Here is a 14,168-nt window from a genome sequence, read left to right on the forward strand (position 1 = left end):
GACGAGGTAAAATAGGTACCCTGTACCCTAGCTAGGGGTCGCCATTTTTATCCGGTTTCGACCAGTGAACTCAGGAACGAGGGGCTAATGGCTGCGAGCTCACCAGCGGACACCAGAGTCCCATTACGATTAGCCTTTGACTTCAACCGATAGTACTTATCCAGTACAGTGCTTGATGCAGCATGGAAGGTGTGATGTTGATCAGGTGTGGGTATATTAGATGTTGTGATAACAGCTTTGATCAGTTGTGATGGCGTGTGCAGTACGAGGTAATTGCTCAATGGTATTTACTTATTTTCGTTGAATTAAGTTCCTTTGATTTACAATGGAAGTAGGTGTAATTACAGCTGTTATCAGCTTCTGGTCGGTGGTGTCCCAAGTGCACGACTCATCACAAGCGCATCAACAGTCAATCCAAGATTGTTCGCTACAAGCCGCAAGCTTTCAAAGTGCTGAACTGTGAAAAGCAACTTCAAAGGAATATGTTTTTTTTGACTAATTCGCCAGATGCGGACCCTGCAAGTTGAACTGCATGTTTTGATATGGGACCGTTTATTAATCATTTCTTTTTTGCAGCTCAAACAATTTTTAATGCGCATAAATGTGCCTCCTTGATATAAGTAAGGTAGTTGGTTGAATGGTTTCATATGTTGCCGAATGGCAAATAAAAAAGGCCAACCTGTTGAGGATGACCTTTTTGTTTAGTGGAGGAGAGCTGCCAAAATACTGTCGAGAAATAGCTAAATAACCTAACAGTAGCACCATAAGGGAGTGGTGATGAGGATGCTGTTTGACTCTCTCCTATATGTTTACCATTGTATCAAATTAGTTGAAATAAGTCAATATAGTTGCAGCTAAATGCAAGCTTTTTTGAATTGATTTTAGATGTGAAAGTGTAATCTGGATTTATCGCGATGACATGCAATGTTGGGATTCAGGAAAGCATGCAGACGATTATGATGTACTTGGTTTTGGTCGTAGATGATCGAGGCTGATTGTTTAACGAGTGTATTGTTTAAGGGTGAACACATTTGTCTATTTACAGACAACTCACTCTCTATAAATCATGATTGGCAATCACGCCACCGTCAATGGTGTGATATTGATGTCTGATGCTTGGTTCACTTTGTTCTCTCGCCCTGAATGTTCTCAGAGAATGTTCCCGTGTTACCACATAGAAGCAACGCCAACACCTTATTTGCTTACGCATCACTGCTGATCACATCAGTATGTCAATCAATTAAATTTCATTAACCATACAGCCAGTGTCAGCAAGTGAGCCGGAGGCGAATGCTTTACAGAGGTGGGAAAGCGAAGCCCACCATGCTTTTGATCTGATTTCAGAGTATCACTCTGAATGCGTACTTTTGTTGTCTACAACAGGGTGTATTGTCTTTGTTTGATGGGGTCTATCCCCATCCTTTTCTCTACCTATCTCTAATGCCTAACTGGGCTAGCTAGCCCAGAAATATTCAATGGCCAAAGATTAAGCTTTGGGAGGAGAATTTGTGAAACTGCACATCTTTCCTAATAAGCTTCTTAGGATCAATGTGCAGAATTGTCAGCGTACGATTTTGAATCTACAAGGTTGCTAAATGTTAAGCAGCCTGAGCTAAACGCCAATCCTTTCTCCAATTCGAAATCGTGTTTCGATGTGAGTCTGTGATACTTGCAATTTCAGCATTCTTCTTGCCTTGTGCAAATAGCTCGAATACTTCCAGTTTCCTTGGGTCTTCAGTCGTTCTACGATCTTTAAGGACAGGGATGGTTTCAGACAAGCTCCAGTCAATCACGGCATGTGGCATGTAGCTGGAGACAAGATACTCAGCTACTCGCCCATCCTGCACAAACAGCTGTATTGGCTTGGTATTGGTTCTGTCTCGCACTGCTGTCCGAGTCGCTGCCTGTAAGCTAGGTTCCAAGAATCTAGTGACGATGAATCCTTGACGAAATACACGACCATACTTTGTTGTTAGAAACTCCAGCGCGAGCTGATCGGATGGCGATGGGTTTCCACCAAACAGAAGAATCGCATCAGTTTCGCCCTGATACTCGTTCAAGCCTCGACTGTCGATTGAGCAGCGATACACGGTTCCCTTTGGTAGCCATCTGAAGCTTGCCCAGATGTTGCTGAACAGCAGCGGAGTTCCAATAGACCGTTGGAGAGCGGCCTTCAGAATGTCATCAATCACCAGAGGCTCTCCCTGCTTCTGCTGCTCAGTAGTGCTTCCATCATGTGTAGGCATTGTTACAGCGGATTTGCTGTAGTTACGCCCCTTCGGCATGACAGGGTAGATCGTGACAGCAGAGGTGTAGCCGTCAAACGCTGGCGTGAAATCCGACCTCGCGTATGTGACGCCATGAACCTGAGCAAAATCATCGAACTGACTTCCAATTACACTGGCTGCAAGAACGTGCACCTCTTCTGCCGCAGCGAAGGTGTCCCAGCAGTTGGACTCGACTACTGATCGAACATACCGGTTTCCATTGTGTATCTCGGAATCAATGAATACTGGATGCCCATCCTTCAGACATTCGTAGATACGAGCCCCATCTTTGCTCAACATCGAAGTGCGTTCAGCTCCTGCTGATACGGCCTTGAAGGTCGCCAATGATGTTTCAATCGCACCTGCACAACCGTCCCGTATATGTAGACGTCCATCCCGCTCCACTGCGTTCACAAACAGTTGAGCGAGCTCCGATGGTTCGAATGGGTACGCTGGAAAATCAACCACGGGCGGTAGTTCGTCGATGACTAGCATCCAGCCTTGGAGCAAACTTGGTCGTACCGCGAAGACGCTCTGATGTGTCGTGATAATCAGATGGTTTGCCTTCTTCTTCAAAGCGGCTATCAGCTCCGTACCAACGTGATCACAGGTGGTGTAGTTGATGACACGGTAAGGCAGGCCAGCTGGTAAACGGCTAACAAAGCTATCGGTGAGGTCTAGGGTGGGGAGTGCTAGAGCAATGGAGCGTCCCGCAGAAAGCAGAGACGGAATTTGGCTAATGAGTGCCTCAGTCTTGCCCGCTCCAGGAGCGGATACAGCGGTGTGGATCACTTTATTGGGGGCGATACTGGTCATCTTAATTTCTCCGTCTTTAAGTTCAATTCATAGGCAATTCCTCTCGGGGTGCTGCCAATTGGTTTTGGTAAATCGCAGACGCAAAAAAACCTCCTTGCAAGGCACCAATTTGGATCGGTGGTCGCGTGGAGGTTTCCAGATTGTCTGTCTGCTCACTGAAGCAGGCGAGCAATTATACAGTATTTAAAAGTAATGTCAACTATTATGTTGCTATTGGTTGTTGTTATGTGCTTGCAGCGAAAGAAGTCCCAGTGCTTCGACCATTGTTTTGAATGGGAGGCGGCTAAACCATTTGGATTGGGGCGGGCAGCCAATTCCTAATTCATCGTGGCTACCCCTCTAGTTTGATCAGTCGATTAGGTGCAACACGTCCCTGACATTCAGGTGTGAGTAGCGAGCAACTGATCGCGTATCCCTGTGTCCTGAGACGATCATTATCTGTGCGTTGTTGAAACCCTTCTTCGCGACGTTAGTAATTCTGGTGTGCCTGAGCTGATGTAGCCTGACACTGCTATCCAATCCAGCCTTAACACGTGCCAGTCGCACCGCTTGAGTTACAGCGTGTGGAGTGACAGTGAAGATCAGGTTGTTGGGATGACGCTCCACAGTGGCCCATAGCTGGGCGAGTTCAAGAATTTCTACAGCGCGGTGGGTGAGGGGAACGGATCGTGTGCCGTTCTTTCCGTCGATCACATCGGCTATACGGTCTTTGAGGTGTATGCAGTCTTTCGTCAGCTTCAGAATTTCGGACCGTCTCATGGCTGTTTCGTATGCCAATTCAACAATGAGCTTCATAGTGGGAGAGAGCTTTTCCAGCAATCGCTCAAGCTCACTTGCCCGGATTACCTTGTCTGAAGACCGGTCTGGCTTTGGAAGTGCAATATCACTTACAGGGTTATGAATGTCGATCAATAAACCGCGTTTGGCGAATCGGTAGAACCTCGACATGAATGCGAGCTGAGTTCTGCACGTGGACGGCTTCACCTTCTTCAATCGCATTATCTTGAAGTCGTTGATCATCTGCGGGGTGATTTCGTGAATGGGCTGGGTGAAGTGTCTGCCCAGATGCTCCACGATTTTCAGTGCGTGGTCATAGCTGCCTTTGCCCTTAAGCATGGTTTCGCAGTACGTCATACCTAACGTATAGATAGTGTGATGCTTGCGATCCATCGTCACGGCTTCGATCTGGTTCGCCCATGACTCTGCTTGAGCTTTGGTGTTGAAGGTTTTTGACTGGGGAGATTTACCCTTTATCCGTACCTGAGCGTTCCAGTTGCCGGACGGAAGTAAGCGAATATTGGCCATTTTTGACGCCTCATGATGTGAATGGGCGTTCTGTGAAATCCAAGAGCACCAAGGCTTGCAGCTTGCGCAAGCAGACATTGACATGGTGGGGGTCGTTGGTTCGAGTCCAATCGCGCCTACCAAACAAAATCCGCTCTGCTGGGCGGTCTGGAAGGGCCCACCGAAAGGTGGGCCCTTTTTTGTTGGCTGAAATTTGGGCAAAAGAAAGTCAAGGCGCCGGGCGGCGTCCTTTCAGGGCTGGAGTGTTCAATCAGGCGAACAGCGTCGCCACCGCCAGCAGGCAGATCACCTGAGCGAAAAGTTGGCAGCGTATCTCGCCAAGCGTGGTCGCCATATTACTCATTTGTCCGGCATACATAGCGGGAACCCCTCATTGTCGGCATGACGCCGTGAATGGACTGCAAGTACACACAGCTGCATTGTGGAGTATAGGTGCTGATCAGGATTTTTCACTTCTGACGCCATAGCAAGCTCATCCATACGGCTTGTCCAAAAATACTGGGCTCGATTCCTTCCAGGCACCGTACCGCCCGATGCCATCCCCCCACAAAAATTATTGGTTTGCAGCAACAATTTTTCTTGTTGGACACCCCCGGCCCAAGGCAGCAAAGTTGCCGCCACTGACGCTCGACCTGCCAGGTCAACAATAAAAAAACCGAGCCGACTGCACGCCACTTTCAAGCTGTGACCCCTTTGCCCACATCCTGCTGTAATGGCGCCGCAGCGCGCACTAAAGGACCTCCTCGCCATGCAAACTGTTGTGAACTTATGGCCGTTGATCGGCGTACTTGTCATCGTGGTTGGCTTTGTATTGCGCTTCAATCCGCTGTTGGTGGTCACCGCGGCCGCCGTCGCCACCGGGCTTGCTGCCCAGTTCCCGCTGGAAAAAATTCTCGCCACCATGGGCGATGGCTTCCTTCAGACCCGTGCCTTGCAACTGATTCTGTTATTGCCGCTGGCGGTGATTGGCCTGTTGGAGCGTCATGGCCTGCGCCTGCATGCGCAGAACTGGATCGCACGCTTCGAACGCGCCACGGTCGGGCGCTTGCTGATCATTTATCTGTTTGTGCGTGAGTCCACGGCTGCCATGGGGTTGACCAGCCTGGGTGGGCATCCGCAGATGGTGCGGCCGCTGCTGGCGCCGATGGCTGAGGGCGCGGCGGAAAAACGCTATGGAAAGCTGCCTGACAAGCTGCGCCACAAGGTACTGGCCATGTGCGCTGCCACCGACAATGTCGGGTTGTTTTTTGGTGAGGACATCTTCGTGGCCTTTGGTGCGATTGCGTTGATGCACACTTTCCTACTCGGCTCGGGGATTGATGTGGAGCCGCTGCACATTGCGGTGTGGGGCATCCCGACGGCGATCTGTGCCTTCATCATTCACGCGATCCGGCTGCATCGTTTCGATCGGCGCTTAACCCGCGAAATGAGCTCGGCCACCACCCCGGTGGAGGCTGCTCAATGATTATTTCCATTCAATACCTGTACTGGCTGGCGGGTGTGCTGTTGCTGATCACCGCCGGCATGATCCTGTTCGACCGTTCCCACCCCAAGCGCTGGTCCAGTGCGCTGTTCTGGTTATTGTTTGCGGTGCCGTTCCTTATAGGTGAGCGCCTGCCTTCGGTGGTCATCGGAGGGGGTGTGGTGGTGATGGCATTGATTGCAGGCTTGGGCGGCGTTGGTCGTGGCCAGCATGCCGAATTGCATGACAAGGCGTCCCGCGCCAGTGCCGGGCGCCTGGGCCACAAATTGTTCATCCCGGCGTTGGCGATTCCGCTGACCACGGTGATTGGTTCGGTGTTGCTCAAACACACCGAAATCGGCGGCGTACCGCTGCTGGACCCGAAGAACACCACCTTTGTCTCCCTGGGCATCGGTTGCCTGATCGCCCTTGGCCTGGCCTGCTGGCTGACCCGTGATACGCCGGTACAGGCGTTACGCGAATCCCGTCGCCTGACCGAAGCCCTGGGCTGGGCCATGGTGCTCCCGCAAATGCTGGCGATGCTCGGGCTGTTGTTCAATGAGGCCGGGGTGGGTACGGCGGTCGCCCATGTCACTACCACTTACATCAACCTGGACTACAAGTTGGTGGCGGTAATGGTCTATGTGTTGGGCATGGCCTTGTTTACCGTGATCATGGGCAATGGTTTTGCGGCCTTTCCGGTCATGACCGGTGGCGTCGGCGTGCCGGTGCTGGTGGGGATTTACGGCGGCAACCCTGCGGTGATGGCGGCGATTGGTATGTTCTCCGGCTATTGCGGTACGTTGATGACGCCGATGGCGGCCAACTTCAATATCGTACCGGCGGCGCTACTGGAACTGCCGGACAAAAACGCGGTGATCAAGGCTCAGATACCCACGGCGCTGATGATGCTGGTGGTCAATATCGTGCTGCTTTACCTGTTGATGTGAGGCAACTATGCAAAGCGTACTGCTGACGGGCTTCGAGCCCTTTGATAAGGCGGCGGTGAACCCCTCTTGGGAGGCCGTGCGCCAGTTGGACGGTGTGCAGTTGTGCGAGGGGGTGCAGATGGTTGCGCGTTGCTTGCCCTGCGCATTTGCCACCGCTGCCGAAACCTTGCTGCAGTTGATCAAGGAACTGCGGCCGGCAATGGTCATCGCCACGGGCCTGGGGCCTGGGCGCAGCGATATTTCCATCGAGCGCGTAGCGATCAACGTTAATGATGCGCGTATTCCCGACAATCTGGGGGCGCAGCCGATTGATATCGCGGTAGTGGATGGCGGCCCGGCGGCGTACTTCTCAACGTTGCCGATCAAGGGCATGGTCAAAGCGGTGCGTGAGGCGGGTGTTGCCGCCTCGGTATCGCAAACGGCGGGGACGTTTGTGTGTAATCAGGTGTTTTATCGCTTGCAGCATGCGCTGGCGGGGACAGGGGTACGCAGTGGATTTATTCATGTGCCTGGCTTGCCTGAGTCGGGCGAGCCGTCGATGGCGCTATCGACAATAGTCGAGGGATTGCGTGTGGCGGCGTTGGCAGCCTGGCAAACCCAAGTAGATATCGCCTTGAGTGGTGGTCAGGTGAGCTGACGGCAGGCGTTGTTGTTTGTGTACGCTGTGTTGCGATTTCAACTACAGTTCAAGCACATATTGGCCTTAGGAAGCCGCCATGTTAAAGCGTACGAAGTTCGTGTCGGTTGCGTTGTCCCTTGCACTGTCTTTGACCAGTGGCCTTGCCCTTGCAGATCCAGGTAATGGCAAAGGCCAAGGCAATAACAAGGGTGATGCCTATGGTGGGCAGGACAACGGCAAAGGTCACGGTAATAACAAAGGTAATGCCCAGGGCGGGCCGGGTAAGGCCAAAGACAAGGGCGGTCACTCCAGAAATGACTTCAGCGTTGATCGCAGTCTTGTGCTGAATGTCTTGGGCGGGCACCGCGATTATTGGCGCGCTGGCCCGGCCTTACCGCCTGGCATTCAGAAAAACCTGGCACGCGGCAAGCCCCTGCCGCCCGGAATTGCCAAGAAGCTGGACGGCCGCTTGCTGGGGCAGTTGCCTCGTTATGATGGTTACGAATGGCAGCAAGCGGGAACCGACTTGATATTGGTGGCCATTGCGACCGGTATCATCTACGAAGTTCTGAACGGTGCGTTTGATTGAGTTGCAGCGCCCTCAGGCTTCACGGCCGGGGAAAAACAACTCAAAACAGGTCACGCCATCTTCACTGCTCACGCGGTACCGCCCGTTATGCAGCTGCATGATGGTCGCCACGATCGAGAGTCCCAGCCCGTTGGACTGGGATGACCGCTCGCGAGATTCATCCACCCGGTAAAACCGTTCGAACAGCCGTGGCAGGTGCTCGGCGGGGATTGTCTGGCCGTGGTTACTGACCCTCAGGTTGATGCCTGTGCCATCCGGCACTGCCTGGATACTCAGCTCCGAGCCCGGCGCGCCATACTTGATCGCGTTGGCACACAGGTTGGCCAAGGCACGGCGCAGCAGCATCGGCTCAGCCCAGATCACCCCTTCGCCCAAGGCGGTGATGTGCATGTCCACATCACCGGCCAGCCCTTCGAAGTAATCCGCGATGCGTTCCACTTCATCCGCTGCATCCAGCGCCTGGCGTTGGCGCAGTGCGCTGGCGGGGTCGGTGCGGGCCAGGAACAGCATGTTGTCGAGCATCCGCGCCAGGCGTTCCAGCTCTTCGACATTGGAGGCCAGCAGTTGCTGGTAGCTCTCGATGCTGCGGTGCTGCTGCAGGGCCACCTGGGTTTCGCCGAGCAGGTTGTTGATCGGGGTGCGCAGTTCATGGGCCATGTCGGTGGACACTTGGCCCAGTTGTACAAAGCCTTTGGCCAGGCGTTCAAGCATGGTGTTGAACGAGTCGATCATGGGCAGCAATTCCTTCGGTGCGCCGTGGCTGTCGAGGCGTTCGGCCAGGTTGCTGACGCCGATCCCCTGGGCATGCCGGGCCAGGCGGCGCAACGGCAACAAGCCACGATGAACCAGCAGGTAACCCACCAGCGCCAGGATGATCGCGGCGATACTCGCCAGGATGTATACGCTGAGTCGATAACTGGCGAGCACTGCGGTGCGCTCGGTCATCAGGCGGCCGCTGGTGATTTGCAGGCTGCCCAAGTCGCCGGAGTCGATGGCCACGGCCACCACCGAGAAGGGAATACCGTTCAGGCCTGGCAAATGTTGCACGTCGCTCAACATGAGTTTGTGATCTTTGGGCAGCGGCTGGATCGACGGCAACTCAATATTCCCCGGGTTTACCAGCAGCAGTGGCTGTTTGCCGGGGGCGGCAATGCTCAGCACGGATTCGCGGTTGCCCAACATATTCTGGAACAGCTCTGGCTTGGTCTTGATCAGGTCCAGGGTATTGCTGTCGTTGAGCAGGTTGCGTAGCTGATCCACTCGGGATATCAACGCGGCGTCATCGCGGCGGATCAGTTCGCGCTCCAGTTCCCGGTACAGCGCCACGCCCAGGGTTGCCAGCAGGACGAAGGCGAGCAGGGCAAAGATCAACGCCAGGCGCAGGGTCAGGGAGTAAGGGTGTTGGCGGTTCATGGCTGGGTATCGAAGCGGTAGCCAATGCCACGCACGCTGTGGATCAGCTTGAGCTGGAACGGGTCGTCGATTTTCAGGCGCAGGCGGCGCACGGCGACGTCCACCACATTGGTGTCGCTGTCGAAGTTCATGTCCCACACCCGCGAAGCAATCAGCGAGCGGGACAGCACCTGATCTTGGTGCGTTGCGAACAGATGCAGCAGGGCGAACTCTTTGTTGGTCAGGGTAATGCGCGTGCCGGCGCGGGTCACTCGACGTTTGAGTACGTCAATGTGCAGGTCGGCGATGTGCAGTTGTTCTTCATCCCTGCTCGGGCCACGACGGTTGAGGGTGCGCAGGCGCGCCACCAGTTCGGCGAACGAAAAGGGCTTGATCAGGTAGTCATCGGCACCCAGTTCAAGGCCTTTGATGCGGTCGGCGATGTCATCGCGGGCGGTGAGGAACAGCACCGGGGTATCGGCCTCCTTGCGCAGGCGACGCAGCACTTCCCAGCCATCCATTTTTGGCATCATCACGTCCAGTACGATCACGTCGAAGGGCGTTTCAAGGGCCTGGTGCAAACCGTCCACGCCATCGCGGGCCAGGCTCACACAATGCCCCAGCTCCTGCAGGCCATTGAGCAGATAATTGCCGGCCTTGGGTTCGTCTTCGATTACAAGGATGTTCATGGGAAGTGCTCTGCTTCAATAAGTTGCGCCAGTGTAGCCCGATCAATTGTCATTGGCGCAACCGGTGCCCTGGACTTGGTAATCCAGCACATGTTCGCGGTCTTGGTGGTCCAGGTAGCGCAGTTGCGCGGGCACAACCCCGCATTGGCCGTAGGTGTCGGTGCTCGACAACACCTTGGCGACATCCAAGTGGACGAAGAAGCCGGTTTTGTCATGGATCACGTTGGCGGCAGGGGCGGCGTCGGCAGCGAATACCGAGCCAATGACGAGCAAAGCGGCGAAGCCCAGGGCAATCAGTTTCATGGTGGTGTCTCACGTTCCGGGTTGGTAGTGAGCTCACGGTAACCAGGCGACCCCAACAGCCAACCAACAGGATCATGACAAGTTCGTCATTTTTGCCTTGGAGCTGACGGGCCAGGACTCGGCGTTTACAAGCGTCGAGGTGATCCGTAGATTGCAGGGCCCAGCCCATGAGGAAGCCGTGCAGTGTCCACCCCAACTCCAAACGTATTTACCCGGCGCTACCGCGCCTTTCTGTTCGATATGGACGGGACCCTGCTCAACTCCATTGCCGCTGCGGAGCGCGTGTGGGGCATCTGGGCTGCACGGCACGGCTTGGATGTGGAAGCGTTCCTGCACACCATTCATGGTGCCCGCGCGATTGATACGATCACCCGCCAGGCGTTGCCGGGTGTCGATCCACAGGTAGAAGCCCAATGGATCACCGAGGCTGAGCTGGACGATGTCGAAGGCATCGTGGCCGTTCCTGGCGCCGTGGCGTTTTTGGCCAGCCTGCCCGCCGATCAATGGGCGTTGGTCACCTCAGCGCCAAAGGCATTGGCCGTGCGCCGGCTGCAAGCGGCGGGCATCCCGGTGCCGGCGGTACTGGTGACAGCCGAAGATGTGAAGACGGGCAAGCCCGATCCGGCCTGTTATGTGCTGGGGGCCCAGCGCCTGGGCGTGCCGGTGCAAGACTGCCTGGTGTTCGAGGATGCCGCAGTGGGTATTCAGGCGGGGGAAGCGGCGGGGGCGGATATCATGGTGGTGACCTCGACACACGTGGCGCCGATGGTGACTGCCCATGCTTGCATCAAGGAATATAGTGCGTTGAAAGCCCAGCGTGGGGCTGATGGCTTGTTGTCCTTGCGTCAACTGGCGCCATGATGCGCAGAAGGCCAAGCCCGTTACCGGTCGCGGCCTTCTGCGCAGTCGATGGGGTCTGACAATGCCTGCAGCCGGCTGTTTTTCATCCCCTGGCGCGACACCACCATTTCCCTGAGTATCTCGGTGGCGAGCCGGTTGATGGCTTCTGTACCGTGATAATGCGCACGCACGATGCCGGTAATGGCGAAGTGATCGGTTCCCGGGCCGCTGAGAACGGCTGAGAGCGTCCCGTCGGCATGCAGCGTGCACTCAACGGTATAGCTGGGCAGGCGCGCTGCCAATGCCGATTCGATCTGGGTTTTGCTAAGGGTGTCCATCTGTATCTGCACCTTTGACTGACCGCGCAAGCCCAATGATAGGTGGTGCGGCGGCGCTGTAAATACCGGCGATCCGATAACAGGTAAACGCCCTCAGCGTGCAGTTTTTTCAGGGGGGCGATGAGCGGCGCGCTGGCGCAGCTTGCGCAAGATCACCTTCTGGATGGGCTTGAGGCAGAACGCAAGCAGGTAGCCACAGAGCAGAAGTGCAAGATCCAACCAGGAATGAGTGTCAGGATCGGCTCCTTCCACTTCCATTCTCAAGCAGCACCCGAGTGCCACGAAGACCAGCCCTATCAGCAGGGCAATCATCCAGGATTTTGAAACAAGCGGTTGCGACGCGGCTGGCCTCATCGACGTGTTCCTGAAATGCACTTTGATGGCAGGATAAAGTGTCAGAAATTGGGCTGCCAATAGCGCGACAAGTTCCAGAGATCCTGACAGTTTCATCTTGCAGCGAAGGGAAAGCTCAAGGCGCGCTGGTCACGTGGGGAAACGCGAACAGGCCAATTGGGTTTTCGCCAGCCGTTACAGTGAACGAAAAGGCTGGCTACTGGAGGCGTTTCAAGGCGTCTGGTTTTTGTCGGGTGCAGTCAGGCCGGCCTGGATACGCTGGTAAATCTCCTCGCGATGCACGGCAACATCCTTAGGGGCATTGATGCCGATTCGTACTTGCTGGCCGCTAACGCCCAGGATGGTGATCGTAATGTCATCACCGATGTTTATGCTTTCACCGACTTTGCGGGTGAGTATAAGCATGGACTTCTCCTTGAATTACTTTTAAGGACACATGTTTCAGACAGGGTAGGTGTCGGATGTGTGTAGCTTACTGCGAAGCGCTTCCCTGTGACTGCCTCTTTTAGGACGCATAGAGGCGACATTAATTCCCATGGCGGTATCATACAGGTCGCGATACATGATTCGCATTGTTTAAGCCAACGTTTATGACGGCCAGAATAGACAGTGAATGGTAAAGTTGCCTCTTTGATCCTCAAAGGAGCAGGGCAGTGCGTAAAGTAGCGATGGCAATTGTGGTGTTGGCGTTGGCCGGATGCGGTGAAGGTAAGTCGGTCGATGCCCCCAAGGCCAAGCCTGCCGTGACCGAAAGCCTGCCGCAAACCGGTGCGATTGCCGCTCAGGAGTGGGATATACGGGTCGGCCCGCCGGACCACAAGTTGCAGGCGATCACCGACCTGACCGCCTGGTTGCTGGAACACGGGTTCAATTTCTATATCGTGAAAGTCGACGGCAAGGATGAGGTGCTATTGGGGCCGTTCGCGACCAAAGCCGAGGCCGAAGCCAAGCAGGCGCTGCTAAACGAAAAAATGGCGCGGGCCAAGAAAAACGACACCGTGTCGGAGATTATCGAACACAAGGCTGCGCAGTAGCAGCAGGCCAGGTGGGCGGGCACCCCGCCCACGTTCAGCCGCAGGCCTTCAGGTTGACCGGGCCGACGAACTCATTACCACGCCCCATCACGCAAGCCACGGTCTGGTTACGCTGGCGCTCCCAGGTTTGCACCGGATAGGTCTTGTTCCAGGCTTCATACAATTGCCGGTCCTGCTTCGACAGGCGCAGGCCATATTGCTTGCTCATATAAAAATACGTGCGCGCGATCATTCCGCGAATGGACGGGCGCGGCATGACTTTCTTCGCCTTGAAGTCCACCTGAGTCAGGCATGAGCCGTACTGCCCGCTTTGCACCGGCAGCCAGCCAAAGCTGAAGTTGTTACGGTCGCCATTCACTTCGCCGATGCTCGGCACCAGGTTGTGCAGGTCTGCCTCGGCGCGCTTGAACACCTCGTCATGGCGCGTGCAGTTTTTTCGTCCGCCATTTTTCCAGCATTGGCGCAGATGCCCGATTTGCCAGGCCGGTACGATGTGTTCCCACTCAATGCGCGCGGCACGGTTGGCGTTTTTACGCGGTATGTAACCGCAGGCTTTCAGGTTCACCCGGTTACCGGTGTATTTGCAGCCGCAATAGAATTCGGTGGATTGCGGCGCGTAAAGCTTCCAGGCGATTTTCTTGGCTTCGCTGAAGGTGCGAGGGGCTTGGGCGTTGGCGGTGAAGGGTAAAAACAGACAGCACACAGCAATAAAACGGGCACTCACAATCAATCTTCCTTCGGCACAACCCAAAAAATCTGCACGCCACCGTCATCCCGATAGGCGAGGGTGACATTGTCATTTTCTGCAATCTCTTCCAGTAAACGTTGCCAATCGTTCTCCGGTTCATCGGGTAAACGGAAGATCAACGCTGCCTTGGCTTTTTGGGCGTTGGTCGAATTGATGATTTTTTGCACGCGGATAGCCAGGCGCTGGTAGGCGTCAGGCGATGCAGGTGCTGCGGAAGAGGGCTTTGCCACAGAGCATTCCTTAATTTGCTGTACGCACATACAGTATTTAACTGTAGGCAATTTCGCAACTGCTTAAATTTCAAGAAGTTCGTCTGACAGCGAATCAGGAAGTTTGTTGAGGTGCGGGGGAGAGGGGCTGAATGTGGCGAGGGAGCTTGCTCCCGCTCGGGTGCGTAGCGCCCGCAAGTATTTTGGGCCGCTTCGCAGCCCAGCGGGAGCAATCTTCCTTCGGCACAAAAGC

The 14,168-nt window shown here is 54.9% G+C and carries 16 protein-coding genes; 6 read left to right on the forward strand and 10 right to left on the reverse strand.

What is annotated here, in order from left to right; all coding sequences use genetic code 11:
• Positions 1-1,598: 1,598 nt before the first annotated feature.
• Positions 1,599-3,083, reverse strand: coding sequence for a helix-turn-helix domain-containing protein (locus tag CER19_RS11945; protein ID WP_116666566.1), 1,485 nt, complete (start codon positions 3,081-3,083; stop codon positions 1,599-1,601).
• Between the two features lie 348 nt (positions 3,084-3,431).
• Complete coding sequence (locus CER19_RS11950) at positions 3,432-4,388, reverse strand: site-specific integrase (RefSeq protein WP_116666567.1); 957 nt, start codon at positions 4,386-4,388, stop codon at positions 3,432-3,434.
• 748 nt (positions 4,389-5,136) lie between these two features.
• Between CER19_RS11950 and CER19_RS11955 the strand changes: the two genes are divergently transcribed.
• The 4 genes from CER19_RS11955 to CER19_RS11970 all read left to right on the forward strand — a co-directional run bounded on the left by CER19_RS11955 (position 5,137) and on the right by CER19_RS11970 (position 8,008).
• Positions 5,137-5,853 carry a DUF969 domain-containing protein gene (locus tag CER19_RS11955; protein ID WP_116666568.1) on the forward strand — a complete coding sequence of 239 codons (717 nt, stop codon included), beginning with the start codon at positions 5,137-5,139 and terminating at the stop codon, positions 5,851-5,853.
• On the forward strand, positions 5,850-6,800 hold the full coding sequence (locus CER19_RS11960) for a DUF979 domain-containing protein (RefSeq protein WP_116666569.1): 951 nt from the start codon (positions 5,850-5,852) through the stop codon (positions 6,798-6,800). Before CER19_RS11955 ends, CER19_RS11960 begins: the two co-directional genes overlap by 4 nt.
• Before the next feature lie 7 nt (positions 6,801-6,807).
• Positions 6,808-7,437: a pyroglutamyl-peptidase I gene (gene pcp / locus CER19_RS11965; protein WP_116666570.1), complete on the forward strand. Its 630-nt coding sequence runs from the start codon at positions 6,808-6,810 to the stop codon at positions 7,435-7,437.
• Positions 7,438-7,516: 79 nt separating this feature from the next.
• Positions 7,517-8,008, forward strand: a complete 492-nt coding sequence (locus CER19_RS11970) for an anti-virulence regulator CigR family protein (RefSeq protein ID WP_116666571.1) — start codon at positions 7,517-7,519, stop codon at positions 8,006-8,008.
• Positions 8,009-8,020: 12 nt separating this feature from the next.
• Here CER19_RS11970 and CER19_RS11975 read toward each other — a convergent pair whose 3' ends face one another.
• Genes CER19_RS11975 through CER19_RS11985 form a run of 3 tightly spaced genes read right to left on the reverse strand, consistent with a single transcriptional unit; the run spans position 8,021 to position 10,392 of the window.
• Entirely contained in the window at positions 8,021-9,421 is a 1,401-nt protein-coding gene (locus CER19_RS11975; RefSeq protein WP_116666572.1) for a heavy metal sensor histidine kinase, read from the reverse strand.
• On the reverse strand, positions 9,418-10,089 hold the full coding sequence (locus CER19_RS11980; RefSeq protein WP_116666573.1) for a heavy metal response regulator transcription factor: 672 nt from the start codon (positions 10,087-10,089) through the stop codon (positions 9,418-9,420). The genes CER19_RS11975 and CER19_RS11980 overlap by 4 nt, the downstream gene beginning before the upstream one ends.
• Positions 10,090-10,131: 42 nt before the next feature.
• Positions 10,132-10,392, reverse strand: a complete 261-nt coding sequence (locus CER19_RS11985; RefSeq protein ID WP_116666574.1) for a DUF2790 domain-containing protein — start codon at positions 10,390-10,392, stop codon at positions 10,132-10,134.
• A gap of 240 nt (positions 10,393-10,632) precedes the next feature.
• On the opposite strand from CER19_RS11985, the gene CER19_RS11990 reads away from it, so the two are divergent.
• On the forward strand, positions 10,633-11,253 hold the full coding sequence (locus CER19_RS11990; protein WP_371921546.1) for an HAD-IA family hydrolase: 621 nt from the start codon (positions 10,633-10,635) through the stop codon (positions 11,251-11,253).
• Between the two features lie 20 nt (positions 11,254-11,273).
• Here the strand turns inward: CER19_RS11990 and CER19_RS11995 are convergent, their stop codons facing one another.
• From CER19_RS11995 to csrA, 3 genes are all read right to left on the reverse strand, one after another.
• Positions 11,274-11,570, reverse strand: coding sequence for a hypothetical protein (locus CER19_RS11995; RefSeq protein ID WP_116666576.1), 297 nt, complete (start codon positions 11,568-11,570; stop codon positions 11,274-11,276).
• A gap of 93 nt (positions 11,571-11,663) precedes the next feature.
• Positions 11,664-11,924: a hypothetical protein gene (locus CER19_RS12000; RefSeq protein ID WP_116666577.1), complete on the reverse strand. Its 261-nt coding sequence runs from the start codon at positions 11,922-11,924 to the stop codon at positions 11,664-11,666.
• 210 nt (positions 11,925-12,134) lie between these two features.
• Positions 12,135-12,329: a carbon storage regulator CsrA gene (gene csrA, locus CER19_RS12005; protein ID WP_003192511.1), complete on the reverse strand. Its 195-nt coding sequence runs from the start codon at positions 12,327-12,329 to the stop codon at positions 12,135-12,137.
• A 263-nt stretch (positions 12,330-12,592) separates the two neighbouring features.
• On the opposite strand from csrA, the gene CER19_RS12010 reads away from it, so the two are divergent.
• Complete coding sequence (locus tag CER19_RS12010) at positions 12,593-12,958, forward strand: SPOR domain-containing protein (RefSeq protein WP_019820896.1); 366 nt, start codon at positions 12,593-12,595, stop codon at positions 12,956-12,958.
• Between the two features lie 34 nt (positions 12,959-12,992).
• Here CER19_RS12010 and CER19_RS12015 read toward each other — a convergent pair whose 3' ends face one another.
• Positions 12,993-13,682 carry an endonuclease gene (locus tag CER19_RS12015; protein WP_116666578.1) on the reverse strand — a complete coding sequence of 230 codons (690 nt, stop codon included), beginning with the start codon at positions 13,680-13,682 and terminating at the stop codon, positions 12,993-12,995.
• Positions 13,683-13,684: 2 nt separating this feature from the next.
• A complete protein-coding gene (locus CER19_RS12020) occupies positions 13,685-13,936 on the reverse strand; it encodes a DUF1654 domain-containing protein (RefSeq protein WP_003192507.1) in 252 nt (83 codons plus the stop codon).
• Positions 13,937-14,168 lie beyond the last annotated feature (232 nt).

Source organism: Pseudomonas sp. GL93 (assembly GCF_003408955.1).
Classification (GTDB): Bacteria; Pseudomonadota; Gammaproteobacteria; order Pseudomonadales; family Pseudomonadaceae; genus Aquipseudomonas; species Aquipseudomonas paracarnis.

Excerpts from the sequence above, each read along its gene's own strand:
- CER19_RS11945 (WP_116666566.1), bottom strand. The coding sequence starts at position 3,083 with ATGACCAGTATCGCCCCCAATAAAGTGATCCACACCGCTGTATCCGCT.
- CER19_RS11950 (WP_116666567.1), bottom strand. The coding sequence starts at position 4,388 with ATGGCCAATATTCGCTTACTTCCGTCCGGCAACTGGAACGCTCAGGTA.
- CER19_RS11955 (WP_116666568.1), top strand. The coding sequence starts at position 5,137 with ATGCAAACTGTTGTGAACTTATGGCCGTTGATCGGCGTACTTGTCATC.
- CER19_RS11960 (WP_116666569.1), top strand. The coding sequence starts at position 5,850 with ATGATTATTTCCATTCAATACCTGTACTGGCTGGCGGGTGTGCTGTTG.
- pcp (WP_116666570.1), top strand. The coding sequence starts at position 6,808 with ATGCAAAGCGTACTGCTGACGGGCTTCGAGCCCTTTGATAAGGCGGCG.
- CER19_RS11970 (WP_116666571.1), top strand. The coding sequence starts at position 7,517 with ATGTTAAAGCGTACGAAGTTCGTGTCGGTTGCGTTGTCCCTTGCACTG.
- CER19_RS11975 (WP_116666572.1), bottom strand. The coding sequence starts at position 9,421 with ATGAACCGCCAACACCCTTACTCCCTGACCCTGCGCCTGGCGTTGATC.
- CER19_RS11980 (WP_116666573.1), bottom strand. The coding sequence starts at position 10,089 with ATGAACATCCTTGTAATCGAAGACGAACCCAAGGCCGGCAATTATCTG.
- CER19_RS11985 (WP_116666574.1), bottom strand. The coding sequence starts at position 10,392 with ATGAAACTGATTGCCCTGGGCTTCGCCGCTTTGCTCGTCATTGGCTCG.
- CER19_RS11990 (WP_371921546.1), top strand. The coding sequence starts at position 10,633 with ATGGACGGGACCCTGCTCAACTCCATTGCCGCTGCGGAGCGCGTGTGG.
- CER19_RS11995 (WP_116666576.1), bottom strand. The coding sequence starts at position 11,570 with ATGGACACCCTTAGCAAAACCCAGATCGAATCGGCATTGGCAGCGCGC.
- CER19_RS12000 (WP_116666577.1), bottom strand. The coding sequence starts at position 11,924 with ATGAGGCCAGCCGCGTCGCAACCGCTTGTTTCAAAATCCTGGATGATT.
- csrA (WP_003192511.1), bottom strand. The coding sequence starts at position 12,329 with ATGCTTATACTCACCCGCAAAGTCGGTGAAAGCATAAACATCGGTGAT.
- CER19_RS12010 (WP_019820896.1), top strand. The coding sequence starts at position 12,593 with ATGGCAATTGTGGTGTTGGCGTTGGCCGGATGCGGTGAAGGTAAGTCG.